Annotated in this window: 26 protein-coding genes and 1 riboswitch; of the genes, 7 read left to right on the forward strand and 19 right to left on the reverse strand. The window is 32.9% G+C overall.

All coding sequences use genetic code 11. The features are described 5' to 3' along the window. Positions 1-54: 54 nt before the first annotated feature. Positions 55-2,910, forward strand: a complete 2,856-nt coding sequence (gene carB / locus OLM51_RS07010; protein WP_264553622.1) for a carbamoyl-phosphate synthase large subunit — start codon at positions 55-57, stop codon at positions 2,908-2,910. Between the two features lie 53 nt (positions 2,911-2,963). On the opposite strand, the gene OLM51_RS07015 is transcribed toward carB, so the two are convergent. The 8 genes from OLM51_RS07015 to OLM51_RS07050 all read right to left on the reverse strand — a co-directional run bounded on the left by OLM51_RS07015 (position 2,964) and on the right by OLM51_RS07050 (position 7,207). After that, a complete protein-coding gene (locus OLM51_RS07015) occupies positions 2,964-3,110 on the reverse strand; it encodes a hypothetical protein (RefSeq protein ID WP_264553623.1) in 147 nt (48 codons plus the stop codon). Next, the gene (locus OLM51_RS07020; protein ID WP_264553624.1) at positions 3,097-3,681 is read right to left on the reverse strand and encodes a zeta toxin family protein; all 585 of its coding nucleotides are present in this window, start codon (positions 3,679-3,681) and stop codon (positions 3,097-3,099) included. Before OLM51_RS07020 ends, OLM51_RS07015 begins: the two co-directional genes overlap by 14 nt. 192 nt (positions 3,682-3,873) lie before the next feature. Then, positions 3,874-4,419, reverse strand: a complete 546-nt coding sequence (locus OLM51_RS07025; RefSeq protein WP_264553625.1) for a DUF6252 family protein — start codon at positions 4,417-4,419, stop codon at positions 3,874-3,876. A gap of 135 nt (positions 4,420-4,554) precedes the next feature. Beyond that, on the reverse strand, positions 4,555-4,953 hold the full coding sequence (yiaA, locus tag OLM51_RS07030) for an inner membrane protein YiaA (protein ID WP_264553626.1): 399 nt from the start codon (positions 4,951-4,953) through the stop codon (positions 4,555-4,557). Positions 4,954-5,159: 206 nt separating this feature from the next. Beyond that, on the reverse strand, positions 5,160-5,696 hold the full coding sequence (locus OLM51_RS07035) for a DUF4252 domain-containing protein (protein WP_264553627.1): 537 nt from the start codon (positions 5,694-5,696) through the stop codon (positions 5,160-5,162). A gap of 12 nt (positions 5,697-5,708) precedes the next feature. Continuing rightward, positions 5,709-6,236: a DUF4252 domain-containing protein gene (locus OLM51_RS07040; protein ID WP_264553628.1), complete on the reverse strand. Its 528-nt coding sequence runs from the start codon at positions 6,234-6,236 to the stop codon at positions 5,709-5,711. 16 nt (positions 6,237-6,252) lie between these two features. After that, entirely contained in the window at positions 6,253-6,711 is a 459-nt protein-coding gene (locus tag OLM51_RS07045) for a hypothetical protein (protein ID WP_264553629.1), read from the reverse strand. Continuing rightward, the gene (locus OLM51_RS07050) at positions 6,698-7,207 is read right to left on the reverse strand and encodes an RNA polymerase sigma factor (RefSeq protein WP_213259087.1); all 510 of its coding nucleotides are present in this window, start codon (positions 7,205-7,207) and stop codon (positions 6,698-6,700) included. Before OLM51_RS07050 ends, OLM51_RS07045 begins: the two co-directional genes overlap by 14 nt. Before the next feature lie 161 nt (positions 7,208-7,368). On the opposite strand from OLM51_RS07050, the gene OLM51_RS07055 reads away from it, so the two are divergent. After that, positions 7,369-8,829, forward strand: a complete 1,461-nt coding sequence (locus OLM51_RS07055; RefSeq protein ID WP_264553630.1) for a S41 family peptidase — start codon at positions 7,369-7,371, stop codon at positions 8,827-8,829. A gap of 66 nt (positions 8,830-8,895) precedes the next feature. On the opposite strand, the gene OLM51_RS07060 is transcribed toward OLM51_RS07055, so the two are convergent. The 8 genes from OLM51_RS07060 to OLM51_RS07095 all read right to left on the reverse strand — a co-directional run bounded on the left by OLM51_RS07060 (position 8,896) and on the right by OLM51_RS07095 (position 17,088). Next, positions 8,896-9,924, reverse strand: coding sequence for a YncE family protein (locus OLM51_RS07060; RefSeq protein WP_264553631.1), 1,029 nt, complete (start codon positions 9,922-9,924; stop codon positions 8,896-8,898). Between the two features lie 4 nt (positions 9,925-9,928). After that, on the reverse strand, positions 9,929-11,764 hold the full coding sequence (locus OLM51_RS07065) for a TonB-dependent receptor plug domain-containing protein (RefSeq protein ID WP_264553632.1): 1,836 nt from the start codon (positions 11,762-11,764) through the stop codon (positions 9,929-9,931). 26 nt (positions 11,765-11,790) lie between these two features. Further along, positions 11,791-11,993, reverse strand: a riboswitch (cobalamin riboswitch). Positions 11,994-12,060: 67 nt separating this feature from the next. After that, a complete protein-coding gene (locus OLM51_RS07070; protein WP_264553633.1) occupies positions 12,061-12,597 on the reverse strand; it encodes a histidine phosphatase family protein in 537 nt (178 codons plus the stop codon). Beyond that, entirely contained in the window at positions 12,582-13,379 is a 798-nt protein-coding gene (locus tag OLM51_RS07075; RefSeq protein WP_264553634.1) for an adenosylcobinamide-GDP ribazoletransferase, read from the reverse strand. The genes OLM51_RS07070 and OLM51_RS07075 overlap by 16 nt, the downstream gene beginning before the upstream one ends. Positions 13,380-13,800: 421 nt before the next feature. Next, positions 13,801-14,238: an IS200/IS605 family transposase gene (gene tnpA / locus OLM51_RS07080; RefSeq protein WP_264553635.1), complete on the reverse strand. Its 438-nt coding sequence runs from the start codon at positions 14,236-14,238 to the stop codon at positions 13,801-13,803. 67 nt (positions 14,239-14,305) lie between these two features. Next, positions 14,306-15,985, reverse strand: a complete 1,680-nt coding sequence (gene cobT, locus OLM51_RS07085; RefSeq protein ID WP_264553636.1) for a nicotinate-nucleotide--dimethylbenzimidazole phosphoribosyltransferase — start codon at positions 15,983-15,985, stop codon at positions 14,306-14,308. A 122-nt stretch (positions 15,986-16,107) separates the two neighbouring features. Next, positions 16,108-16,614, reverse strand: a complete 507-nt coding sequence (gene cobU, locus OLM51_RS07090; RefSeq protein WP_264553637.1) for a bifunctional adenosylcobinamide kinase/adenosylcobinamide-phosphate guanylyltransferase — start codon at positions 16,612-16,614, stop codon at positions 16,108-16,110. Positions 16,615-16,725: 111 nt separating this feature from the next. Next, the gene (locus OLM51_RS07095) at positions 16,726-17,088 is read right to left on the reverse strand and encodes a DUF5522 domain-containing protein (protein ID WP_264553638.1); all 363 of its coding nucleotides are present in this window, start codon (positions 17,086-17,088) and stop codon (positions 16,726-16,728) included. Positions 17,089-17,184: 96 nt separating this feature from the next. On the opposite strand from OLM51_RS07095, the gene OLM51_RS07100 reads away from it, so the two are divergent. The 3 genes from OLM51_RS07100 (at position 17,185) to OLM51_RS07110 (ending at position 20,266) form a co-directional block, all read left to right on the forward strand. Next, complete coding sequence (locus OLM51_RS07100) at positions 17,185-18,327, forward strand: ABC transporter substrate-binding protein (protein ID WP_264553639.1); 1,143 nt, start codon at positions 17,185-17,187, stop codon at positions 18,325-18,327. A 1-nt stretch (position 18,328) separates the two neighbouring features. Continuing rightward, on the forward strand, positions 18,329-19,357 hold the full coding sequence (locus tag OLM51_RS07105) for an iron chelate uptake ABC transporter family permease subunit (RefSeq protein WP_413614533.1): 1,029 nt from the start codon (positions 18,329-18,331) through the stop codon (positions 19,355-19,357). A gap of 132 nt (positions 19,358-19,489) precedes the next feature. After that, positions 19,490-20,266: an ABC transporter ATP-binding protein gene (locus OLM51_RS07110; RefSeq protein WP_264553640.1), complete on the forward strand. Its 777-nt coding sequence runs from the start codon at positions 19,490-19,492 to the stop codon at positions 20,264-20,266. Here the strand turns inward: OLM51_RS07110 and OLM51_RS07115 are convergent. The 3 genes from OLM51_RS07115 to OLM51_RS07125 are packed head-to-tail and all read right to left on the reverse strand — an operon-like array spanning position 20,253 to position 21,809. Then, complete coding sequence (locus OLM51_RS07115) at positions 20,253-20,741, reverse strand: hypothetical protein (RefSeq protein ID WP_264553641.1); 489 nt, start codon at positions 20,739-20,741, stop codon at positions 20,253-20,255. The genes OLM51_RS07110 and OLM51_RS07115 overlap by 14 nt on opposite strands. 1 nt (position 20,742) lies before the next feature. Then, positions 20,743-21,198 (reverse strand): tRNA (cytidine(34)-2'-O)-methyltransferase, encoded by a 456-nt coding sequence (locus OLM51_RS07120; RefSeq protein WP_264553642.1) that lies wholly within the window; start codon positions 21,196-21,198, stop codon positions 20,743-20,745. Positions 21,199-21,242: 44 nt separating this feature from the next. Then, the gene (locus tag OLM51_RS07125; protein ID WP_264553643.1) at positions 21,243-21,809 is read right to left on the reverse strand and encodes a pseudouridine synthase; all 567 of its coding nucleotides are present in this window, start codon (positions 21,807-21,809) and stop codon (positions 21,243-21,245) included. 390 nt (positions 21,810-22,199) lie between these two features. Here OLM51_RS07125 and OLM51_RS07130 point away from each other — a divergent pair, with 390 nt between their 5' ends. Further along, a complete protein-coding gene (locus OLM51_RS07130; protein ID WP_264553644.1) occupies positions 22,200-22,574 on the forward strand; it encodes a hypothetical protein in 375 nt (124 codons plus the stop codon). Positions 22,575-22,730: 156 nt separating this feature from the next. Then, entirely contained in the window at positions 22,731-23,483 is a 753-nt protein-coding gene (locus OLM51_RS07135) for an SDR family NAD(P)-dependent oxidoreductase (RefSeq protein ID WP_264553645.1), read from the forward strand. Positions 23,484-23,704 lie beyond the last annotated feature (221 nt).

The following is a 23,704-nucleotide window of genomic DNA, read 5'->3' on the forward strand; positions in this document are numbered from 1 at the left end:
AAGCACTGTGAATGTTTTTTGAATACATTATAATAACTACACAATACATACAAAATGCCTAAAGACACATCAATAAAATCCGTTTTAATAATAGGTTCAGGACCTATTGTTATTGGTCAAGCTTGCGAATTCGATTATGCGGGATCTCAATCTGCACGTTCGATTCGTGAAGAAGGAATTGAAGTTATTTTGATTAACTCGAACCCAGCAACTATTATGACCGACCCTTCTATGGCGGATCATATTTATTTGAAACCATTAACTACAAAATCGATTATTGAAATTCTGAAGGAACATCCGCAAATTGACGCTGTTTTGCCAACTATGGGAGGACAAACAGCTCTGAACTTGTGTCTGGAAGCAGATGAAAAAGGAATTTGGCAGGATTTCGGAGTAAAATTAATTGGAGTTGATGTAAATGCCATTAATATTACAGAAGACAGAGAGCAGTTTAAACAGCTTTTAGAAAAAATTAATGTACCAACTGCACCTGCAAAAACAGCTACTTCCTATTTAGAAGGTAAAGAAATTGCTCAGGAATTTGGTTTCCCACTTGTAATTCGTCCTTCATTTACACTTGGTGGAACAGGAGCAGCAGTGGTTTACAAAAAAGAAGATTTTGATGAGCTTTTAACCAGAGGTCTTGAAGCATCACCAATTCACGAAGTTTTAATTGATAAAGCTTTGATGGGATGGAAAGAATACGAATTGGAACTTTTAAGAGATAAAAATGACAATGTTGTAATTATCTGTTCGATCGAAAATATGGATCCAATGGGAATTCATACCGGAGATTCGATCACAGTTGCACCAGCGATGACATTATCTGATACAACTTTCCAAAAATTACGTGACTACGCCATCTTAATGATGAGAAGTATTGGAAATTTTGCCGGAGGATGTAACGTACAATTCGCAGTTTCACCAGACGAAAAAGAAGATATCGTAGCAATCGAGATTAACCCTCGTGTATCTCGTTCTTCTGCATTAGCATCTAAAGCGACAGGATATCCAATCGCTAAAATTGCTTCTAAACTGGCTTTAGGATATAACTTAGATGAATTACAAAATCAAATTACAAAATCTACTTCGGCTCTTTTTGAACCAACTTTAGATTATGTAATCGTAAAAATCCCACGTTGGAACTTTGATAAATTTGAAGGTGCTGACAGAACTCTTGGACTTCAGATGAAATCTGTTGGTGAGGTTATGGGGATCGGACGTTCTTTTCAGGAAGCTTTACACAAAGCGACTCAATCTTTGGAAATTAAGAGAAATGGAATAGGAGCGGACGGAAAAGGATATAAAAATTATGAACAAATTATCGAGAAACTAACTTTTGCAAGTTGGGATCGTGTTTTTGTAATTTATGATGCGATTGCAATGGGAATTCCGTTGAGCCGTATTCATGAAATCACAAAAATTGATATGTGGTTCTTAAAACAATACGAAGAGCTATATACTTTAGAAAAAGAAATTTCTAATTATAAAGTTTCAAATTTACCAAAAGAGTTATTGCTTGAAGCGAAACAAAAAGGTTTTGCCGACAGACAAATCGCTCATATGATGAACTGTCTGGAAAGTGAAGTACATACTTTGCGTATGGATATGAACATCAATCGTGTGTTTAAACTGGTAGATACATGTGCGGCTGAGTTTAAAGCAAAAACACCTTATTACTATTCTACTTTTGAGGCTGAAATCGAAAAAGCAAATGGAGAGCGTTATGTAGATAACGAAAGTATTGTAACTGAGAAAAAGAAAATCATTGTTTTAGGTTCCGGACCAAACAGAATCGGACAAGGTATCGAGTTTGATTACTCTTGTGTTCACGGAGTTTTGGCTGCAAAAGAATGTGGTTATGAAACAATCATGATTAACTGTAATCCTGAAACAGTTTCAACAGATTTTGATACGGCTGATAAATTGTACTTCGAACCAGTTTTCTGGGAGCATATTTATGACATCATTCAGCATGAGAAACCAGAAGGTGTAATTGTACAGCTTGGTGGTCAGACTGCTTTGAAATTGGCTGAAAAATTATCTAAATACGGCGTAAAAATAATCGGAACTAGTTTTGATGCGCTTGATTTAGCCGAAGACAGAGGTCGTTTCTCAGATTTATTGACAGAATTGCATATTCCTTTCCCTAAATTCGGAATTGCTGAAACGGCAGACGAAGCTTCTGCTCTTGCAGATTCATTAGACTTCCCATTGTTAATTCGTCCTTCATATGTATTAGGAGGTCAGGGAATGAAAATTGTAATCAACAAAAAAGAATTAGAGGAGCACGTAATCAATTTATTGAAAACAATTCCTGGAAATAAATTACTTCTGGATCATTATTTAGCCGGAGCAATTGAAGCTGAAGCTGATGCAATCTGTGATGCTGATGGAAATGTGTACATCATAGGAATTATGGAGCATATCGAACCTTGCGGAGTTCACTCTGGAGATAGTAATGCAACATTGCCTCCTTTTAACTTAGGAGAATTCGTGATGCAACAAATAAAAGACCATACTCATAAAATTGCAAGAGCACTTAAAACAGTTGGTTTAATCAACATTCAATTTGCAATAAAAGATGATACAGTTTATATTATCGAAGCAAACCCAAGAGCTTCAAGAACGGTTCCGTTTATTGCAAAAGCTTATGGAGAACCTTATGTAAACTATGCAACAAAAGTAATGTTAGGGCACAGTAAAGTAACAGACTTTGATTTTAATCCGCAATTAAAAGGATATGCGATCAAACAACCGGTTTTCTCTTTCAGTAAATTCCATAATGTAAACAAAGCGTTAGGACCAGAAATGAAATCAACAGGAGAAAGTATCTTGTTTATTGATGACCTAAAAGATGATCAATTCTACGAATTGTACTCTAGAAGAAAAATGTATTTGAGTAAATAATCTCAGATTCTATTATAAAAGAAAAGCTCCAATGTAAATTGGAGCTTTTTTTATTAGGGTTTGATCCTGACTATTTTGTTATCTTTAAGTATAACTAGTTCACTGTTTGATTTCTTTTTAAATTCAATTAATTTTTCATAAACTTTACCCATCCCGTCAACAATTTTTTGTTGATTTAAGGATCTTTTATATTCTTTCATTCCAATATCTTTTTAAATTATAGAATTTAATTTCACTTAAAATTTTGATTTCAGTTTCAAAAGATTTTTCAGCTATTAATTCGGGTATTCCGAATGAATTGTCAAAAATAAGCACTTCATCTACAATTTCAAGATAAATTTCGAAAAGGTTTTTAATTCCGTTTAGGTATCTGCGCTTTATAGTTTCTGTTTCGATGTTGTGACCTCCCTCTTTTACTCTCGTTTTAACTCTTTCAATTGCTAAATCAACCGTTTCAAGCCAAAAAAATAAAAGAGTGACGTTGTATTTTTCTTTTTTTGCCTGAATAATTTTTGATTTGTAACTTTTAGTTGCCAATGTAGTTTCAAAAGCAAAGGTCCGATTTCCATCTAAAAGTTCATGGATTCGATTTAGCATTATTCTTCCAGCTTCAAAAGATACTTTTTCAGGTTGAAAAGGAGATAGTCCTTTTGCAATTTCATCAGCATTTACAAACTCTTTACAATTTAAAATTTCTGGTAAAATAGTAAAGGAAGCAGTTGTTTTTCCTGCTCCATTACAACCTGAAATAATATAAAGATTTTTACTCATTCTTACAAAGGTAAAAAATAGCGGTCATAATTATTGTTTTTTTAGTATGTTTATTGATGACCTAAAAGACGATCAATTCTACGAATTGTACTCTAGAAGAAAAATGTATTTGAGTAAATAATCTCAGATTCTATTCTAAAAGAAAAGCTCCAATGTAAATTGGAGCTTTTCTTTATTTAGGGTTATAATTTTTTAGTTTGAAACATCATATCTATAACTGAAAGTACCATCAGTTACTTTTGTTGTAATAGGGTTTGATGTGCTAACAGGTTTTGAATAATCTTCAACACAATTAAACGAGAATGTTCCTTTTACAGTTTTAGCATTTGTGTCAACTGCTGTTATTATCACATTACCTTCAACCGGATATTGAATATTGGTTCCTTTGCTGTTGTATGATATTTCTACCTGAGTTTTAGAAGCATCAAAAGAAGCTACTGTAATTGGGTATGTACCAACTTTAAGATCACTTCTTTTAATTAAAATTCTAATTTCATCGATTAAAGTTTTTCTTCCCTGTAATTGGATATATTCTTTTTGTGGATAATAATCAAATAGGGGTTTAGTTGTGTAATCTGAAGCAAATGGATTATTCATTTCCCAAAGAGTTCCGTCAATTTTAGCAGTCATGGCAAATTTTGATGTAGAATCGGGTTTCTCTGTAGTATTGTCATCGTTACTAGAACAGCTGCTTAAAGCAAGAATTAAAAAAAGAAACAGGATTTTTGATGTTTTCATTAGGTTGATTTATGGATTAAAATCCAAAAGTAGATAAATGATTGTAATATATTTTACGTTAAAACGTAATGTGGTAAAAAAAAAAGAAGCTCTAATTTCTTGGAGCTTCTTTTCGTTTTAAAGTATTTCTAAATTCTATTCGTTTTGGCTAAAGTTCATATTGTCTCTGGTATTTTTTTGTACCGAAATTGCGCCAAACAGTGCCAGTAAAAAAGCAAATGCATAGAAACCTTTTTCGCTTGGCAGAATAGTTGCATTCCATAATCCAACGACCAAAAGAACGATTGATAACAATGTTCCGAACCAGCAGATTCCGTAATAAATATCAGTTACCGGAAGTTTTTCAAGTCGGTCTCTGACACTTTTTTGCAATGAAACAACAGCAAAAAGGCCAAACATTAAAACGGTAAAATAATATCCTTTTTCGTTTAGTAGCATTTCGGCTCTTGCAAGTCCTACTATAAATCCAACTGTTCCCGCTCCAAGCGCTACCCACGATGCCGCGATAAAGGCATTTGATGTTTTTTGTATCATGTTAATTCTGGTTAATTAGGTTTTGAAATTTTTATGTTTTGATGAATCAAAAATCTCAAGGGTAAATGTAATTAAAATTCGTTTGAAATCTAACTTTATTTATTAAGATAAATAGTGCAATTTGTTTAGTTTTTTATTTTAATATTAGTGTAAAAAAAAAGAGCTTCAAAATGAAACTCTTTTTTTTCTAAAGTAAGATTGTATTGTTATTTAAGTAATTGCTGTAAAGGTTTTAGCTGTTCCATATCAATTTTTGATTTTTGTAAAACCGACATAATTGTCATAATGTTGTTTGGGTTCATGTTTTTTCCCAGCACACGTACAACTGCAAAACCATTCTCTTTTCTGTTGGCAAAAATGACAAACTCTTCTATGTTTTCGTCAGAGCCAACATAACTTATTGATGCACCGTCTTTTCCTGATCCAACTTTCATTAATTGCTGATATTTTGGATCTTTTAAAATTGCATTTACTTTTGTGCGTTCTGCTGCAAATTCGGCTTGGTTTTTATCGTTTGCTTTAAAAGCTAAAATATTCATTTTGTCAAACGATTTTAACGCTTCATTTTGCTCTGCTGTTAGATTTGCTTTGTCTAAGTTTAAAATATTAGAGGAAACATCAAGAGCAATAAAGTCTTTCTTCTCTGTATGTTCAACAAAATATTTTTGCAGAGAAGGTTCAGAATTACAACTTACTAAGCTAAGTAATGCTATAAGGGCTAAGGTAAAAACGGATGGTTTCATAAGTTATTAGATTTATTTTTTTCCTTTAGAAGCCTTTTTTAAATCTGAGCCACCAGGAAGTTGCATTTTGTCTGTCAATACTGAGATTTCGTTTAGATCAAAATTACCTGTTAAAGATAATAAAACCGTTTCGTCGTTTTTTGCACCGTCAACAAACATTAGCAATTCTTTAATCTGCGTATCGCTTGCTCCGGATTTAACCATTATTCGAACATTTTTACCGCTATCGTTTACTCTCATTAACTCTTCTAAACCTGCAGTTTTAATGTATTTATCTGCAGAAGCTTTCATATCAGCTTCGATTTTAGGGTTTTTGGTCGTAAAAACTTTTAAGTAATCCAGTTTTTTAATCAGATTGATGTATTGTTGTGTTTCTTTATCAGAAGCATCAACTTTTACTTTGCTCATCAAATCAAACATTTTTTTGTTTACAATTACTGAGGTTACATCGTCCTGACCGTCAAATTTGTCAAAGGCGCCTTGTGCATAGAATGTATGAGTGAAAAAGGCGAAAACTAGTGTTATGATGAAATTTTTCATTTTGTTTTGAATTTAATTACTGTTTAAAGATTTTGTTTTTTGATTGTTCATATTCGTTAATGTATTGTACACTTTCAATACCTACATTAACATTGTTTGATAATAATGCCAAAGCTTTTTGCGTTGCTTTTAAAGCTTCTTCAGGATTATCATAGGTTCCTAATTCTGATTGCGCTACAGCCGGAGCTGCATTTTTTTCGCTCATAAAGAAGTAAGTTCCAATTCCTAGTAAAACAACAACTGAAGCTGCAATTGACAACCACGCCACATTTCGTTTCTTAGATTGTAGTGGAATCTCCTGCGTTGATTTTTGTTGTTTTACCTGAGAGAAGTAACCAAACATAGGTTGATATTGCTCTAAATGCTGCGCAACATTTGGAGAAGAAAAGTATTCTTTAAGTTCTTTTTCTTCAGCAATAGTAGTTTCTCCCTGAAAGTATTTTTCTAATATATTTTCTATTTTATCTAATTCCATAACTGTGTGTATTAACCATTGATTCTCGTATTTTTTTTCTCGCTCTCGAAAGTGCTACTCTTATAGCTGTTTCATTCATGTTGACAATTTTTGCAATTTCTTCAAATTCATATTGTTCTACATCGCGAAGCTGAATTAATATTTGGAGCTGTTCCGGCAGCTGATTTATAATTTTTTCTACCCATTCTAAACTGTTTGAATCTTCCAGTTTTTTATCCAATTGAGGTTCGCGGTCTGTAAAATTGTTGTGTACTATTTTAAGATTGCCTGCCCGTTTAGATTTTAGCTGATCCAGACAATAATTCTTGGTCATTGTCATGGCAACTGCTTCAATATTATTATAGGTGTCTAAGTTGTCTTTTTTATTCCATAGTTTTACCATTACTTCCTGAGTTGCATCTTCTGCCTCTTCAGTACTTGTGAGCAATCGTTTTGCCAGACGAAAAACTTTGTCTTTAAAAGGATTAATCAATTCTATAAACACATTCTGATTCATAAAACTTGGTGGTTATTCGTTAGCTTATATAGTCAAGACGAGGCACTATTATTTTTGTTACAACAGGTTTTGATTTTTTTTCCTGAAAAAATGCAATAAACTTTATTATGTTAAAACTAAAGGTAGTATTTTTACGTTAATACTTTACCAATTGAAGATTTATGAAAACAATATTAAAGAGTTTACTACTAATTTTTGTACTTGCATTTGCTTTGCAGTCCTGCGAAGACGAGGATGATGTTAGAGCTCCTGCAACTTTACAAGTAAATGATTTTATCTGGAGAGGATTAAATCAGGTTTATTTGTGGCAGGCCGATGTGCCAAATTTGGCCGACGATCGCTTTAGTACAAAAGCAGAATTAAACTCTTATTTGGCCGGATATTCAGATCCTAACGAACTATTTCAGGATTTATTAAATAAACCTATCAGTAAATATCCTGCCAGTGCAATTGATCGTTTTAGCTGGATTGTTGATGATTATACTGTTTTAGAACAGGAACTAAACGGAATCACAAAAAATAATGGTGTAGATTTTAAGCTTACAAGAGTAGCAGAAGGATCTAATGATGTTGTAGGGTATGTACGTTATATAGTTCCAAATTCTGATGCTTCAACAAAAGCAATCAAAAGAGGAGATTTATTTACTAGTGTAAATGGTACAAAACTTACGGTTTCTAATTATAAGACTTTATTAATTGCTCCGGATAGTTATACTTTAGAATTTGCAGATTATAATGGTTCTGCGTTTACTTTGAATGGTAAATCAGTTTCTTTAACTAAAACGACTTTAGAAGAAAATCCTATTTTAATCAATAAAGTAATTCCTTCAGGAGGTCATAAAATTGGTTATTTAATGTATAACGGTTTTTATTCAGAATATGATGGTAAGCTAAATCAGGCTTTTGGCGAATTAAAAGCGCAGGGAGCAACGGATCTGGTTTTAGATTTAAGATATAATGGAGGAGGATCTGTGCGTTCTTCTACTCGTTTGGCGAGTATGATTACCGGACAGTTTGATGGAAAGATATTTTCGAAACAACAGTATAATTTAAAGTTGATGGCAACAATGAATTCAGAAGATTTGGAATCTCTGAATCAGAGATTTGTTAGTAATATTGATGGTAACGCTCTAAATAGCCTGAATTTAACAACGGTTTATATTTTAACTACTTCAAGCACTGCATCTGCAAGTGAATTGATTATAAATGGCTTAAAACCGTATGTAAATGTTATTCAGATTGGCGAAACAACTATTGGTAAGAATGTAGGGTCGTTTACAGTTTATGATTCTCCAACTTTGACAAAAGCAAATGTGAATCCAAATCATAAATACGCTATGCAACCTTTAGTTTTTAAAATTTCTAATGCTAATGATTTTGGAGATTATAATCAAGGTTTAGCTCCAACCTATCTTCAATATGAAGTTGTTAATAATTATGGAGTTTTAGGAGATCCGTTAGAACCATTGCTGAATTTGGCAATTTCTAAGATTACAGGATCCAGTGCTAAAAAGATTCAAAACGACGACGAGTTTGTTTTACCTTATATAAATGATTCAAAAAAAATCAATGGACAACGTAATGAAATGTATTTAGAGAATATTCCAAAAGGATTTCAATAATGTTAAAATAAAAAAAAGGCTTTCAGAAATGAAAGCCTTTTTTGTCCAAAAATATAATAACAAATTCTAATTATTTGAGTAAAAACCATTTGGCCCTAAACCAACAGTTAAAGTTTTTAATACTGTTCCGGTAGAAGTATAAACAGTAACAGTTCCGTCTTTAGTAAATGCATTTGCATCTCCCGAGTATATTTTTCCGTCAATTACACCAAAGCCATAAAAAGTAGACCAGCTGTTGTCTGTAACAGAGAATAATGCTTTATCTGAAAAAGAGGTAGCAGTTAAACCAATTGCATAAACACCAGTTCCCTGGGTATAATAGATTTTGTCTCCGTCAATATCCATGTTTAAAGCACCTTTTACTGTAGTAGATTCTATAGATGTTGCAGTATCTGTTGCAGTATCTATTTTAAATAATTTACTTTTAGTATCATTTCCGGCTAATACATAAACGTTCCCATTATTTGCTTCAATAGAGTTAATTCCATTTTCAAGAGTCAGGGTTTTAGTAACTGTATTTGTTGCAGGATTAATTACAGTAACTTCGCTTCCGAATCCGTAAGAAGCATTTGTTACATAAAGTTTTCCGTTTGCTGCTACAATTTTTTCAGCTGTTTTGTTTAAAGGAATTGAAGCTACATAAGCATATGTTTTAGCATCATAAATCGTTACCGCTTTAGAGATTGCATTAGTTACGTACAATTTGTCATTTAAAACAACACTGTAACGTGGGTTCTCAAGTTTTTCAGTAATTGTACCAAGACTTTTAAAAGTATAACGGTTTACTACTTCTACTTCATTAGAATTGTTTACTACAATAAAAGCTTTTTCATTGCTAAAACTTAGAGATTGTGCAACGTCTCCCAAAATAGTTGGAGCGTTTACTACTTTAAAAATATCATTTTGAAAAGTAGCTAAGTCATTCGAAAGATAAGATACCGAAGCATTTACATCTTTAAAATTTCCTTCATTTAAAATAAGTACTCCGTTGTCATATGCACCCAATGGAACATCATTGTTCTCGTCATCATTGCTACAAGAAGCAAATAGAAAAGCAGATGCTATAATTCCTAAATAAAGATTTTTAAATTTCATGTTATTAATAATTAAGGTTTAAATAAATGGTTAAATTTCGTCCAGGCATAAAGCGATTTGGTAATGCTTCGTATTTTTCATTCCAGATATTGGCCGCTTTAACACCTAATTTGAAAATATTTTTTTTGCTAAAATTGTAATCAACCCCAATGTTTGAAACATTATAAGCATCCAATATATATTTAGGATTATTATCTGATGTAGTGAAGATTTCTCCCGTATACATAATTTGATAATAAGCTGAAAGTTTTTTGTAATAATAAGATAACGAACCTGTAAGTTTATGATAAGGAACGTAAAAAAGCTGCTTATCTGTTTTGTCATCCAGTGAAACGTTGTAGGCATAAGTTCCGCTAAAATAAAATGTATGTTTATTGAAGTTCTTTTTCCATCCTAAAAGCGCTTCAGCACCATAAATGGTAACTCTGTCAGTGTTTACAGGTGACCAGTTTCCGGTATTATTAGGCAGCCAGCGAATCATGTCTTTAATTTTCATTCCGTAAGCAGTTACAGTCAATCGGAAATCTTTATATTTAAACTCATTTCCTATCTCGGCCTGAAATGAACTTTCGGGTTTTAAATCAGGGTTTCCGCTGCCTTCCCAATACAAATCGTTGAATGTTGGAATTCTGAAGTTTCTGGATACATTAAATTTAAGCTGATAGAAATCTGAAAAATTGTATCGGGAACCGGCTGAAAAAAGTACAGGACTTTTATAAACATCAGAAACTTCTTTTCGGGCACTCAATTCATAATTCCATTTATCTGTAAGCTGGTGTTTCCATAAAAGACTTGCACCGCCAATTTCTCGTGTGCTGCGACCAATTCCGGAACCAACTCCATCATTTTTAGTATAATCTAAAATAGTACTGATTTTCATTTTAGACGATATGGTGTAATCTAGATCGTATTTTCCAATAAAGCTTTTAACTCCGCCAGAAGTATACCCATTCCGATTTATATCTTCAAAATAATTGTAATGTTCGGTGATGTAGGCCAATTTTACGTTTGATTCGAATTTACTAAATGAGCTACTCCACGTTAATAAATTACGGGTATTATAATCCTGATATTTAGTTTTGGTTTCGTTTGGTGATGTCAAAGAAAAATGGCGTTCACCGTCAAATATTTCACTGTAAAACTTAAGACTGTTTTTATCGTTTATTTTATATCCAATGGCAGCATCAAGGGTATTATTGTAATACTGCCCATTTTTATTCCAGACTTCTTGACCAACAAATTTAAAATCATTGTCGGAACTGTTTCTGGTAAAACTGGCATCAACACTCCACTTTTTAGTAGCAGCAGTAATACCATAAATAGCGCTTAAAGTATTGAAATCGCCATAATAAATTTGAAAATCATTTTTGAAAGTGTCTGTAAACTTCAAATCATTATTTAAATGAATGGTACCACCAATTGCACCGCTGCCATAAACGACACTCCCACCACCGGCTTTTACATCAATAGAATTAAAACCACGTGTTGAAATGGTATTGAAATCAGCCTGTCCTAAAAGCTGTGAGTTAATGTTTATTCCATTCCAGACCACGACAGTTTGTTGCGAAGTCGTCCCTCTGAATGAAGGTGAAGAAGTCATTCCTAATCCATTTTCTTTGAAATATATAACCGTGTTATAATTTAAAAGTGAGGTTAATGAGGATTGGTTTTTGTTTATGATGGAATCATTTAATCGTTGTAACGATTGGGTATTCGAGAAACTTTTAAGATTATTATCTGAAACTACAACTTCTTTTAATTTTGTAATAGAATCGTTCTGCGCTAAAATTAATTGGCACAAGAAAAAGAAACAGAAAGCAAAGCGTATTTTTATAGTCATAATTTCTACACTCTTTTTCCCGAGAGCTCGATATTAGTTACAAAGGCAGGTCTCCTGGCTTGCGTCTTGTTGTTTACCTTCCCATTCGCCGGGGCGAGCAGTGGCTTTGCAGTTTACAACAAGCATTCTTTTCAGAACTAAGCTTACAGTTGCGGGTACAGCTCAAGATTTAACTTGATTCCCTTTTAATGTGTCTATTTATAACACAACCTTAATTTTGTGCAAAGATAAAGTTAAAAATGTCGAATTTTCAAATTTGCAATGCATTTTAGATCAAATTATAAATAAAACCTTTGTTAGGCCTCAATTCTTATAACCTGACCAAAATCGACTTTATTCTGAAAAGCTTCTTTTAATGGTAATGCACTTTGATGGCATAAAATACTTCTAACGACACCTGCGTGCGCAACAATCACAATTGGATGTGTGGTGTTTGCTGGAATTTTTTCAGACAGAAAATGACCAACTCTATCATGTAACTCAACAAAAGATTCCCCATTTGAAACCTGAATATTAACAAAATCTTCCATCCAGGGATTTAATTGTTCCGGCGAAATTTCGTCCCATTTTTTTAGTTCCCAATCTCCAAAATTCATTTCCATTAAACGTTTATCTTCCTGATAAGATATGCTTTTAATGTTTTCTTTAATATGATTCGCCAAAATTACACAACGTTTTAAAGGACTTGAAAAAATAATTGCTTCTGATGGCAGCTGCGATACTATCTGATCAAAAATAATAGTATAAGGTTCTGCGATATCAACATCAGATTGTCCGTAGCAAATTCCCTTTTCACAGATTGTTTCAGTGTGTCGAACTAAATAAATTTCCATATCAAAAGAAGACTTAAATAAAAAATAACTTCGCAGACTTGTTGTGTTGCTCCCAGACAATCGCCTGTGTAACCGTCAATCCATTTTTGGAAATACCTTGCTAAAAAATATCTGGTCAGGAAAACCGGAATTAAAACCAATAGTATTTCGAATTGAAAACAAGAATAAGAGAACACTAATAAAGGAAGTAAACCAAAGAAGAAAGATCCTGATATTTCTTTCCAGGTATGTTTTTTTGCAATAGGTTTACTTTTACTAGTTGCGTCATCTCTCGAATATTCATGTGTAAAAATGATACTAATGGCAGCCAGACGGCTTACAGAATGAGCTGAAATAAAAATCAGGAAAACCAGTAAATAGTTTTTGTGATTTATAAAAGGCAAAATGGATTCTGAGAGCATTTTAAATTTAATTAAAAAGAGTAAAACCAGGCCAATTGCTCCATAAGCTCCAATTGCACTGTCTTTCATAATTAGGAGAATTTTTTCTTTGGTCCAGCCTCCGCCAAAACCATCGCAAACATCAGCAAAACCATCTTCATGAAAGGCACCGGTTGTTAAAACAGAAGCTATAATAGCAAAAATAACTGCTGTTTCAGTCGAAAGAAATAAAGAAAAAATGTAAAAAGCAAGAAATGAAATACTGCCTACGATCCAGCCAATAAAAGGAAAATATCTTGTTGCCTTATTTAGATAATCCGGATCATGATTAATGTTTTTAGGACATGGAATTCGGGTGTAAAACATTAAACAGGTAAAAAAAATATGTAGTTCTTTTTTCATTTGGAGTGCGTTTAATTTGGCTAAAGCCTTTTTTATTGTCAATATTAGACCAACATCTAAAGATGTTGGCAATTCATTATTGTTTTTTTTGAAGAGGCTTCAGATTTATTTTGGGATATTATTAAACCACAAAGAAAAGAGCTTTGGCTAAAAAATCAAAATTAAGTGATTTCGAACATATTTTTGAATTGCTTTTAATTTGTTTGTAACACATAATAAGGGTCTAAAGAAAAGGACTTTACTCAAAAAAAGAATTAGATTATATAAAAACACTCTTTTTAATTGCCTTATGATTTGCTTGATTAAATTAAAGGATAAAAGTTTTACTCAAAACAATAAATAACATCGATCATGTTTTGAATTGCCTCCAGATTTATCTGGAGGTTATAAAAGTATGCGGGGTAAAGGCTTTAGCCAAATTCTATTGAGCGGTTTTATTAAAGCCAAATTTGATTATAAATTCATCATATTCTTCCTGAAAAGTTTTTCTTTTATGATGCTCTTCCTGATTTTTTATATATTCCCGAACTTTGTCAATTATTGATTCTGAAACAGAAACAGCAAAATAATCGTCTTGCCATTCGAATTTTTCTTGTGTTAATTGATTTTTATTAATCCAGTAAGAAGATTCTCCTTTTAATAATTGTATTGTTTTTTGAATGGTCTGATTGTTTCCTAATGAAATTAAACAATGACAATGGTCAGAATATCCATTTATGTAGTCAAGATATATTTCTTTTTTTAATGCATTCTCTTTTATATGATGCCAGACTTTTTGACGTAAATCAATTGAGTTTAAAAATGGAAACCTGTTTTTAGTACTCCAAACACAATGAATATAAATTTTAGTAAATGGCATGTATGAGAATTTAAATAAAAATTGAATATAGCATTCAAAATTACAAATTCAGAAAACAAATAGCAAGTTATTTCCTACTTACGCCAGCGCTCTCAAAACTTGCCATTTCATTCAAAAAAGCTTCAGCAGATTTTAGAATAGGGAAGGCAATTGCACATCCTGTTCCTTCACCTAAACGCAAATCAAGATTTAAAATAGGTTTTGCATTCAAATACTCTAGTAGTTTTTGATGTGCCTGCTCTGCAGAACAATGACAAAAAACAGCATTTTGTATGATTTCGGGATTTAATTTAAAAGCGATTAAAAATGCTGCACTGCAAATAAAGCCATCCACTAAGATTAGCATTTTGTAATCAAAAGCCGTTAGCATTCCGCTGGCCATTTGTAAAATTTCAAAGCCTCCAAAATAAGCCAGTTGGTCTTTTAATTCGGTTTGACCGGAATAATTATCAATTGCTTTTTTTAGAAGACTTTGCTTGTGGAGTAGTTTTTCATGATTAATTCCGGTTCCTTTTCCAACACATTCTTCAAGAGGTAAACCGGTTAAAAGACTCATTAATACAGATGCTGTTGAGGTATTTCCAATTCCCATTTCTCCAAATCCAATGCAGTTAGAGCCAGTTTTTGCAATTTCTTCAACGATCGATTTCCCTTTTTCAAAACATAAGTTAACTTCGGCACTGCTCATTGCGGGAACGTGAAGAAATGATTGAGTGCCTTTGGCGATTTTTGCATTAATCAGTTTTGCGTTTGTTGGAAAATCGTAATTAACACCTGAATCTACAATTGATAATTCAATTTTATTCTGATTACAGAAAACATTTATTGCTGCGCCGCCATCAAGAAAATTAGTTACCATCTGGCGTGTCACATCTTGCGGATAATCACTAACGCCATGATTTGCAATTCCATGATCTGCTGCGAAAACTACAATATTTGGATTTGTTATTTTTGGAGTTAACGTATTAAAAACCGTTGCCATCTGAAAAGCCAGTGTTTCTAAAGTTCCTAAAGCGCCTACTGGTTTGGTTTTAGAATCTATTTTTTCTTTTAAGAGCGCACTGAAATCTTCGGTTATGTGATTTGAAGAAGAAGTATTTAAATTGATTTCTGAAACTGAATTTTTGCTAAGATTTTTGATTTCTGTACAAACTGGAGTTTCAGATTTTTGTTTCCAATGCAATTGTTGCAGCATTGGTTGATTGTTGTAATTTGTTGCTGGTTTTCCAATGCAGAAATAACCGAGAGGTTCTATGTTTTCTGGCAGGTCCAGAATTTTTTTAAACTGGTAATAATTCAGAATAGAAACCCAGCCCATACCATAACCTTGTTCAGTTAGCGAAAGCCAAATATTCTGAGCCGCACAAACCGAACTGAATTTTACCGCTTCATTACTACCAACGGTTCCAATCGTGAATTGATTCAAAACCGAGCGATCATAGGCAATTATTAGTCCAATGGGAGCCTCTTCAATCGCTTCTAATTTCAATGATTTGTAGAGCTCTTTTTGTTCAGGATTATCAGTAAGTTCTTCGGCTTTTTTATTATAATCTAAAAACAGATTCTTAATAGCGTTTTTAACTTTATTAGATTTTATAAGATAATATCTCGTTGCATCTGTCAGACCAACAGAAGGAGCCCAGTGCCCGGCCTGTAATGCTTTTTCAATTACTTGATCAGGAACTTCATCGTTTGTAAAATGTCGGGTATCACGGCGTGATTTTAAAATATCGTCTAAACTAGTCATAAATTCCAATTTTTTAAATCTCAAATTCCACAATCAATTGCAATGTCAAAATTCAATATCAGTTTTGGAATTCCTGTAAAGATACTTCACGATATTGGAATTCGGAATTTTAATATTGGAATTTAACCCTTTATTTTAACCGGAATTCCGGAAACCATTAAAACAACTTCATCTGCATTTGAGGCTAAAAACTGGTTCATCCAGCCCTGAAGTTCAGTAAATTTTCTGCCAATATGAGTTTCAGCATGAACACCCATTCCAATTTCATTTGTTACAATAATTAGAGTCGTATCTTGTTGTGCTATTTTATTAAATTCAGCTTTGGCTTCTTCAAGAGATAATGATACATTGTTTTTAGTATCAATAAAAAAGTTTGTCAGCCATAAGGTTACACAATCGATTAGTGCTACTTTTCCTGAAAAATCAATTTCACTTAAATGTTTTTCTTTTTCAATATTAGTCCAGCGTTCATCTCGTTCTTGTTGATGTCTGTCGATTCTGTTCTGGAAATCGGCATCCCATTTTCTGGCCGTTGCCACATAAATTGGTGAATTAGAAAGTTGCAATGCTAAATTTTGAGCATAACTGCTTTTTCCAGATCGTTCGCCACCGGTAATAAGATAAATCATTTTTTTTGTCAAGTTAAAAGTTATAAGTCATAAGTTATGAATTTTGAGGGGAGTTTAATGTACTGTTTGTTATTTACAAACAGTAATTTATTATCTCATAATTTATAACTTTTAATAAGGGCAATGTCGGCAATCATTCCCACAACAGCTACCTCTTTTGAGATGGAACCAGGGTTTGAAAACATAATTTCCATCTTCAATATAATAGTCAATTCCTTCGATTAGTTTTTCGGTTGCAGGCAGGGATTTTGCTTTATTGGTTAGTGCTTTTTTAGGAGTCATCGTTTCGATGTAAGCATCAATTTTGTCTTCGCAGGCTTCTTTGAAACAAACCGGACAAAGACAATCTCCTCCTTCAGAAAGATTAAAAATGGGTGGATAATCATTACACCAGCATTTGTTTTCAACTGAACTATCTCCACAGCTGAAAGTAGATTCACAGCTTGAGCAAATTTTTGTTTTTGTGGTATTCATTTATGTAAAGATGCAGTTTGTTGAATTTTGTAAGAATAAAAGTAAACAAAAAAATTAGAAAATACTTTACCTTTGTCCTTATCCAAAACGTTAAATATGAAATTTTATTTACCTAAGTTAATATTTTTTATTTCTTTTTTTATCCTTACAGGGTGTAAAAAACAAGAAAATATCGAGGTTGCTAAATCTGATACCGCAAAAAACAGTGTAGAATTTGCTTCTGGACTCTCAATTGTAAAATACGAAGGATATTCGGTTGTCACAATTTCAAATCCCTGGCCAAATGCCAATAAAAATTTCAAGTATATTTTAAAAGAGAAAGAAGCCAAAGTTCCGGATAGTCTTCAAGCTTATGCTACAATAAAAGTGCCTTTGGAGTCTGTTGTCGTGACTTCGACTACAAATATTCCTTATTTAGAAATGTTGGAAGTTGAAGATAAACTAGTTGGTTTTCCTCACACCGATTATATTTCTTCTGAAAAAACAAGAGCGCTTATTGATAAAGGTTCTGTGAAAAACGTTGGACAAAATGAAAAATTAAATGTTGAACAATTAATAGAATTGTCTCCGGATTTAATTGTGACTTTTGGGGTTGATAATAACAATCCCATGCTGGATAATTTGAAAAAAAGTGGTTTAAATGTTTTAATTCAGGGCGACTGGATGGAACAATCACCACTTGGAAAAGCAGAATGGATAAAACTTTACGGAGCTTTATTTGGTAAAGAAGATAAAGCCAAAGAATTGTTTGATAAAATCGTGACAAGTTACAATCAGGCTAAAAAACTAGTTGCTGATAAACCGGCAACTTCAAAAGTTTTGTATGGTTCAATGTACGAAGATGTTTGGTACGTGGCGAAAGGAAATAGCTGGGTTGCACAATTTATGAAAGATGCACAGGCAGATTACTTGTGGAGTAATTTAAAAGGAACAGGAAGTGAAGGATTGTCTTTTGAAAAAGTTTTAGATAAAGCAAAAGCAGCAAATGTATGGATCGTTTCCGGTTCTTATAAAACGCTGGAAGAATTGCAAAAAGCAAATCCGCATTATAGCGAGTTTGATGCTTTTAAGAATAAAACAGTTTATACTTTAGAAAGTAAATTAGGAGCAACCGGAGGAACAATTTATTATGAATTATCACCGAGCCGACCGGATTTGGTTTTAAAAGATTATATCAAAATTTTTCATCCGGATTTATTGCCAGGTTATGAGTTTACTTTTGCACTAAAACTGAATTAAATTGGCAAACAAAAAACGGAATACTATTTTATTTGTGATTTTGGCTTTGGGGCTCCTTCTAATGTTCTTGGCGAGTATTAGTCTGGGATCTGTCACAATCCCATTAAAAGATGTTTTTACAAGTTTAACCGGAGGTCAGGCATCAAAATCAACTTGGGAATATATTATCATTAATTATCGTTTGCCAAAAGCAATTACGGCTGTTTTAGTTGGAACAGGGCTTTCTATCAGTGGACTTTTAATGCAGACTTTATTTCGAAATCCGCTTGCAGGCCCTGATGTTTTGGGATTGAGTTCCGGAGCAAGTTTGGGAGTGGCTTTTTTGATTTTGGGTGCTGCATTTTTACCGTCGTTTTTAAGTGCGATTGCCTTGTCTTCGTACGGAATTGTTTTAGCATCTACAGTAGGGAGCACATTAGTTTTATTATTGGTTTTATTAGTTTCACAGAGATTGCGGGATACAATGGTAATTTTGATTATGGGATTAATGTTTGGAAGTTTTACCATAGCAATCGTTAGTGTATTAACTTATTTTAGTACCGCAGAACAACTTCAGAAATTTACTTTCTGGTCTATGGGAAGTCTTGGAAATCTCTCATGGTCAACAATTGGAATCTTGACTTTTTGCGTTTTAACCGGTTTACTTTTAAGTGCCAATAGTATTAAACCTTTAAATGCATTGCTTTTGGGGGAGAATTATGCAAAAAGTATGGGGCTTAATTTTAAACGCTCAAGGTTAATCATCATTTTTGCTACCAGTATATTATCAGGAAGTATTACAGCTTTTGCGGGACCAATTGCTTTTATTGGTTTAGCGGTTCCACATATTGCAAAGCTAACATTTCAAACTAGTAATCACACGATTTTGTTTTGGAGTACTTTGTTTTTTGGATCTATAATCATGTTGTTTTGTGATATTGTTTCACAAATGCCGGGATTTGATGTCACACTTCCAATAAATGCAATTACATCTATTATTGGTGCTCCGGTTGTGATTTGGCTTTTGGTACGAAAAAGAAATTTCCAATAGATATTGGCCCACAGATTTTACTGATTAAACGGATATTCACAGATTATTTTTAATCATTTTAATCCTTTAATCTGTGTCAGAAGAAAAAACTTAGCCGCTTAGTATCTCAGAACCTTAGCAACTTTAAAAAAAATGATAAGTATCTTAAAAACATCAGATTTAAATATTGGATATAAGTCCAAGAAAGGAGTTACGACTATTGCTGAAAATCTAAATTTAAATTTAGCCTCTGGAAAACTGATTACATTAATAGGAGCAAACGGAATAGGAAAATCAACTTTGCTGCGCACGATCACCGGAATTCAGAAACCATTGTCAGGAAATGTTTATCTGAATGACCAAAATATCTCGGCCTATAAGCCTTTAGAATTAGCTCAGAATTTGAGTCTGGTTCTAACCGAAAAATTACCGCCAAGTAATCTTTCTGTTTTTGAATTGGTGGCACTAGGCCGTCAGCCTTATACCAATTGGGTAGGAACCTTAACTCCGGAAGATATTGTAAAAGTAAACGAAGCTTTAGCATTAACTCAAATCAGCCATTTAGCGCGCAAAAAACATTTCGAAATTAGTGACGGACAACTGCAAAAGGTGTTAATTGCAAGAGCTTTGGCACAGGACACGCCATTAATTATTCTGGACGAACCTACAACACATCTTGATTTGTTGCATAAAGTCTCGTTATTTAAATTATTGAAAAAGCTAACTCAGGAAACTCAAAAGTGTATTTTATTCTCGACTCACGATATAGATTTGGCAATACAATTAAGCGACGAAATGATTGTCATGACACCAAATAATGTTGTTCAGGATCAGCCTTGTAATTTAATTTCAAACGGAAGTTTCAGCGCTTTGTTCAAAGATGAACATATTATTTTTGATGCTGAAAAAGGGAAGTTTATTGTGACTTAATTAGATTGTTTTCTCGATTATATCTATTTCGGTGTATTGTTAGAGCGTGTCCTAATTCACTTGAGTCTGTGCTTAATTTATTAAGGTTAAATTTCATTATTTGACTTGGTTCAATAATATAATAATGAAAGTAATAATTATCATTTTTTTGATTTATATATTCACGTACGATTCTTTCATTTTCGATATTACTCCATGGAACCAAAGGATCATCTCTATATTGAATGCCTTTAGAATTAATCCGAAACTGAATTTCATCAATTCTTTTTATTGCTTTGATAAGTAAAGGAAGTTGAAAAACAAAAAGACAAAATAATGCTGAAACTACAATAAGTTGGTTTTGTGTATAAAAGTAAACAAAGCCTATAAGAGCTCCAACGACAAATAATATTCTCTGAATAATTTCTCCTCTTGTATAATAAATCAGGAATTCTTTAGAAAAACTAAGGTTATTTTCGTCAATGAGTGGTCTCATGTTATTTTTTCAATCCGATCTGTCTTTTAGCTTCACCAACAACAAAAGCAACAGAATTTGCAATATTAAAACTGCGAATTAATTTAGACATCGGAATCGTTAAATGGTTTTCAAATAAAGCTAAAACTTCTTTGCTCAGCCCAACACTTTCTTTTCCGAAAACCAGCCAGTCGCCATCCTGAAAATCAGTTTCCAGATATGATTTTTCAGCATGCGAACTCATCAAAAAAACGCGGGATTTATCCGGAATCTGTTGCATCCATTCTTCCACACTCTGATATTCGGTTACATCAAGATGTACCCAATAGTCCAATCCGGAACGTTTTAGATTTTTATCATTAATTACAAATCCAAAAGGGTGAATTAAATGTAATCGACTTTCTGTACCAACGCACAATCTTCCAATATTTCCGGTATTATTTGGTATTTCTGGTTCTACAAGAACAACGTTTAGCATTTTTTTGAATTATGAGTTATGAATTATGAGTTTTTAAAAATTATCTAATTATCAAATTGATCTACTTCTAAAACTTCGCCGGCTTTTAGGTTTTGCAAATATACATTTCCAATCCGAACGCGAACCAATCGTAGAGTAGGAAAACCGACTGCGGCGGTCATTTTTCTAACCTGACGAAACTTTCCTTCATTTACGGTAATTGAAGCCCAGCTGGTGGGGCCATGACGTTCGTCTCTGATTTTTTTTGCTCTTGGACCAAAATCCGGAATTTCAGTGACTATAAAAGCAGAGCAGGGTTTTGTTTTGTATTTACCGCCTTCAAAACCTATTTCTACACCTTTTTGTAATTGTATAATAGCTTCAGGAGTAATAATACCGTCAACCTGAACGTAGTATTCTTTGTCAACTTTTTTGCTCCTTATTTGTTCGCTTACTTTTCCGTCAGTTGTTAGTAAAAGCAAACCTTCAGAATCTTCATCCAATCTACCAATGGCCATTGTACCTTCAGGGAAATCATGCAATTCGCCCAAAAGTTTTTTCTTTCTTTTTAATTCATAAATAAATTGGCTCAGATAGCCGTATGGTTTAAAAAGAATAAAGTGTCGATGCATGTTTAATTTTTTGCAAAGATAGTTTCTTTAGTAAAACTAGAAGAGAAAGTTTAAGCTTTGATTTTTTTTATCCATAAATAGATAAACCAAATTACTGTTATTGTAAAAATGACAAGTAGTTCAGGATAATAGTTCTTGAAAAAGTCATGAAAATAACTTCCCACTAAAATATAAGCAGATGCCATACATAATTTGATTAGAATAAATTCGGCATTCGACCAGCTGGTTTTTATTTTGAAGAAATTCATAATAACACAATATTAAGTTGTTTTGATTAAAGGTACTAAATTTTGAAAAGTGGTAATTATAAAACAAAGACAATGTGAAACCATAATTTTTTCAAAATCAGAATTCGTAATATTATAATGAGAACACAAAATAATATTAATTATGGAAACGAATAATTTAGGTTCAAAAAAGATAAACGGTGCACAAAAAAATATAGGTGAATCGAAAGGAAAAAACATATCGCATGATGGTGAATCTGATGCTGTAAATTTGAAAAAAGAAGTAGTGACAGATGTTAAAGGGAATAAAGAGATTGTAGAAAGAGCGCGAAACGAAAATGAAGAAATTAATGCAGTTGCAGATGAGGTAAGTCCAGATAATGCAAACGCAAATCGGGGAGTTGAAACAGAAGAGGAAGCAAAAAAAACGGTTGAAAATAAAGATAGAAATTCGGATATTACTCCAAATCGATATCCAAACTCACATCCTGACAATCATGAAGACAGAGGAAATATGAAATTAGACGAAGATGAATAATGGTTATACGGTTTTTTTATGGTATCTGGAGACTATTTAACATCAAATAACATTTGCTTGGCAAAACGGGTTAATGTTATTATAAACTGAGGTTTTGAGGGTGCCCAACGACTAATATCTTCATAAATTGTAGTTTCAAATTTAAATATTAAGAATATGGCACTTTTAGAAAACAAAGTAGCTTTTGTATCTGGCGGAGGTTCAGGAATTGGACGCGCCGTGGCAAAAGCTTACGCTCGAGAAGGAGCAAAAGTAGTAATCTCAGATATTAATGTTGAACACGGAGAAGAAACCGTAAAAAGTATAAAGGATAGCGGTGGAGAAGCCTTTTTTGTAAAAGGAGATTCTTCTGTAGCAAATGATAATAAACACATGGTTGAGGTTGCAGTTTCAAAATATGGTCGATTGGACATTGCATGTAATAATGCGGGAATTGGCGGCCAGGCAAAACCAACCGGAGAATATGATCCTGAAGCATGGGATCGTGTAATTGCACTTAATTTAAGTGGTGTTTTTTATGCCTGCCGTTATCAGCTGGAACAAATGGAGAAAAATGGGGGAGGAAGTATTGTAAATATTGCTTCAATTCATGGACAGGTTGCTGCTCCAAATAGTCCTGCCTATACTGCTTCTAAACATGGAGTGGTAGGATTAACTAAAAATATTGCGGCAGAATATGCTTTAAAAAATATTCGCTGTAATGCTGTTGGTCCTGGTTACATAGAAACAGCTTTGTTAAAAGACAATCTGGCACAAAACGTAATGGATGCTGTTGCAGCAAAAGCACCAATGAATCGTTTAGGTACTGCAGAAGAGGTTGCCGAACTGGTTACTTTTTTGAGTTCTGAAAAATCTTCATTTACTACCGGAAGTTATATTATTGCCGATGGCGGATATACAGCAGTATAAAATTCTATATAAATTATTGGTAAAAACCGTCTGAAGTTCAGACGGTTTTTTTGTTTTTTGAATAAATTAATCGTTTGATGTTTAAATTGTTAGAACTTATAAGAGTGCGTATTACAGTAGTTAAATAAGAAAAATAAGAGAATTAAAATTTAACATCTAATAGTTAATTTTCTGAAATAACTTACAATTAATTTAAGTTTTTACAATATTCTCTTAACTTT

The organism is Flavobacterium sp. N2038 (assembly GCF_025947185.1).
Classification (GTDB): domain Bacteria; phylum Bacteroidota; class Bacteroidia; order Flavobacteriales; family Flavobacteriaceae; genus Flavobacterium.

Bases quoted from the DNA above. Each gene is read 5' to 3' on its own strand.
- OLM51_RS07065 (WP_264553632.1), bottom strand. From the start codon at position 11,764: ATGACTATAAAAATACGCTTTGCTTTCTGTTTCTTTTTCTTGTGCCAA.
- OLM51_RS07115 (WP_264553641.1), bottom strand. From the start codon at position 20,741: ATGAGACCACTCATTGACGAAAATAACCTTAGTTTTTCTAAAGAATTC.
- OLM51_RS07035 (WP_264553627.1), bottom strand. From the start codon at position 5,696: ATGAAACCATCCGTTTTTACCTTAGCCCTTATAGCATTACTTAGCTTA.
- OLM51_RS07120 (WP_264553642.1), bottom strand. From the start codon at position 21,198: ATGCTAAACGTTGTTCTTGTAGAACCAGAAATACCAAATAATACCGGA.
- cobU (WP_264553637.1), bottom strand. From the start codon at position 16,614: ATGATTTATCTTATTACCGGTGGCGAACGATCTGGAAAAAGCAGTTAT.
- OLM51_RS07100 (WP_264553639.1), top strand. From the start codon at position 17,185: ATGAAATTTTATTTACCTAAGTTAATATTTTTTATTTCTTTTTTTATC.
- OLM51_RS07040 (WP_264553628.1), bottom strand. From the start codon at position 6,236: ATGAAAAATTTCATCATAACACTAGTTTTCGCCTTTTTCACTCATACA.
- OLM51_RS07060 (WP_264553631.1), bottom strand. From the start codon at position 9,924: ATGAAATTTAAAAATCTTTATTTAGGAATTATAGCATCTGCTTTTCTA.
- OLM51_RS07015 (WP_264553623.1), bottom strand. From the start codon at position 3,110: ATGAAAGAATATAAAAGATCCTTAAATCAACAAAAAATTGTTGACGGG.
- OLM51_RS07075 (WP_264553634.1), bottom strand. From the start codon at position 13,379: ATGAAAAAAGAACTACATATTTTTTTTACCTGTTTAATGTTTTACACC.
- OLM51_RS07045 (WP_264553629.1), bottom strand. From the start codon at position 6,711: ATGGAATTAGATAAAATAGAAAATATATTAGAAAAATACTTTCAGGGA.
- carB (WP_264553622.1), top strand. From the start codon at position 55: ATGCCTAAAGACACATCAATAAAATCCGTTTTAATAATAGGTTCAGGA.
- OLM51_RS07110 (WP_264553640.1), top strand. From the start codon at position 19,490: ATGATAAGTATCTTAAAAACATCAGATTTAAATATTGGATATAAGTCC.
- yiaA (WP_264553626.1), bottom strand. From the start codon at position 4,953: ATGATACAAAAAACATCAAATGCCTTTATCGCGGCATCGTGGGTAGCG.
- tnpA (WP_264553635.1), bottom strand. From the start codon at position 14,238: ATGCCATTTACTAAAATTTATATTCATTGTGTTTGGAGTACTAAAAAC.
- OLM51_RS07055 (WP_264553630.1), top strand. From the start codon at position 7,369: ATGAAAACAATATTAAAGAGTTTACTACTAATTTTTGTACTTGCATTT.
- OLM51_RS07135 (WP_264553645.1), top strand. From the start codon at position 22,731: ATGGCACTTTTAGAAAACAAAGTAGCTTTTGTATCTGGCGGAGGTTCA.
- OLM51_RS07025 (WP_264553625.1), bottom strand. From the start codon at position 4,419: ATGAAAACATCAAAAATCCTGTTTCTTTTTTTAATTCTTGCTTTAAGC.
- cobT (WP_264553636.1), bottom strand. From the start codon at position 15,985: ATGACTAGTTTAGACGATATTTTAAAATCACGCCGTGATACCCGACAT.
- OLM51_RS07125 (WP_264553643.1), bottom strand. From the start codon at position 21,809: ATGCATCGACACTTTATTCTTTTTAAACCATACGGCTATCTGAGCCAA.
- OLM51_RS07020 (WP_264553624.1), bottom strand. From the start codon at position 3,681: ATGAGTAAAAATCTTTATATTATTTCAGGTTGTAATGGAGCAGGAAAA.
- OLM51_RS07095 (WP_264553638.1), bottom strand. From the start codon at position 17,088: ATGAATACCACAAAAACAAAAATTTGCTCAAGCTGTGAATCTACTTTC.
- OLM51_RS07050 (WP_213259087.1), bottom strand. From the start codon at position 7,207: ATGAATCAGAATGTGTTTATAGAATTGATTAATCCTTTTAAAGACAAA.
- OLM51_RS07130 (WP_264553644.1), top strand. From the start codon at position 22,200: ATGGAAACGAATAATTTAGGTTCAAAAAAGATAAACGGTGCACAAAAA.
- OLM51_RS07070 (WP_264553633.1), bottom strand. From the start codon at position 12,597: ATGGAAATTTATTTAGTTCGACACACTGAAACAATCTGTGAAAAGGGA.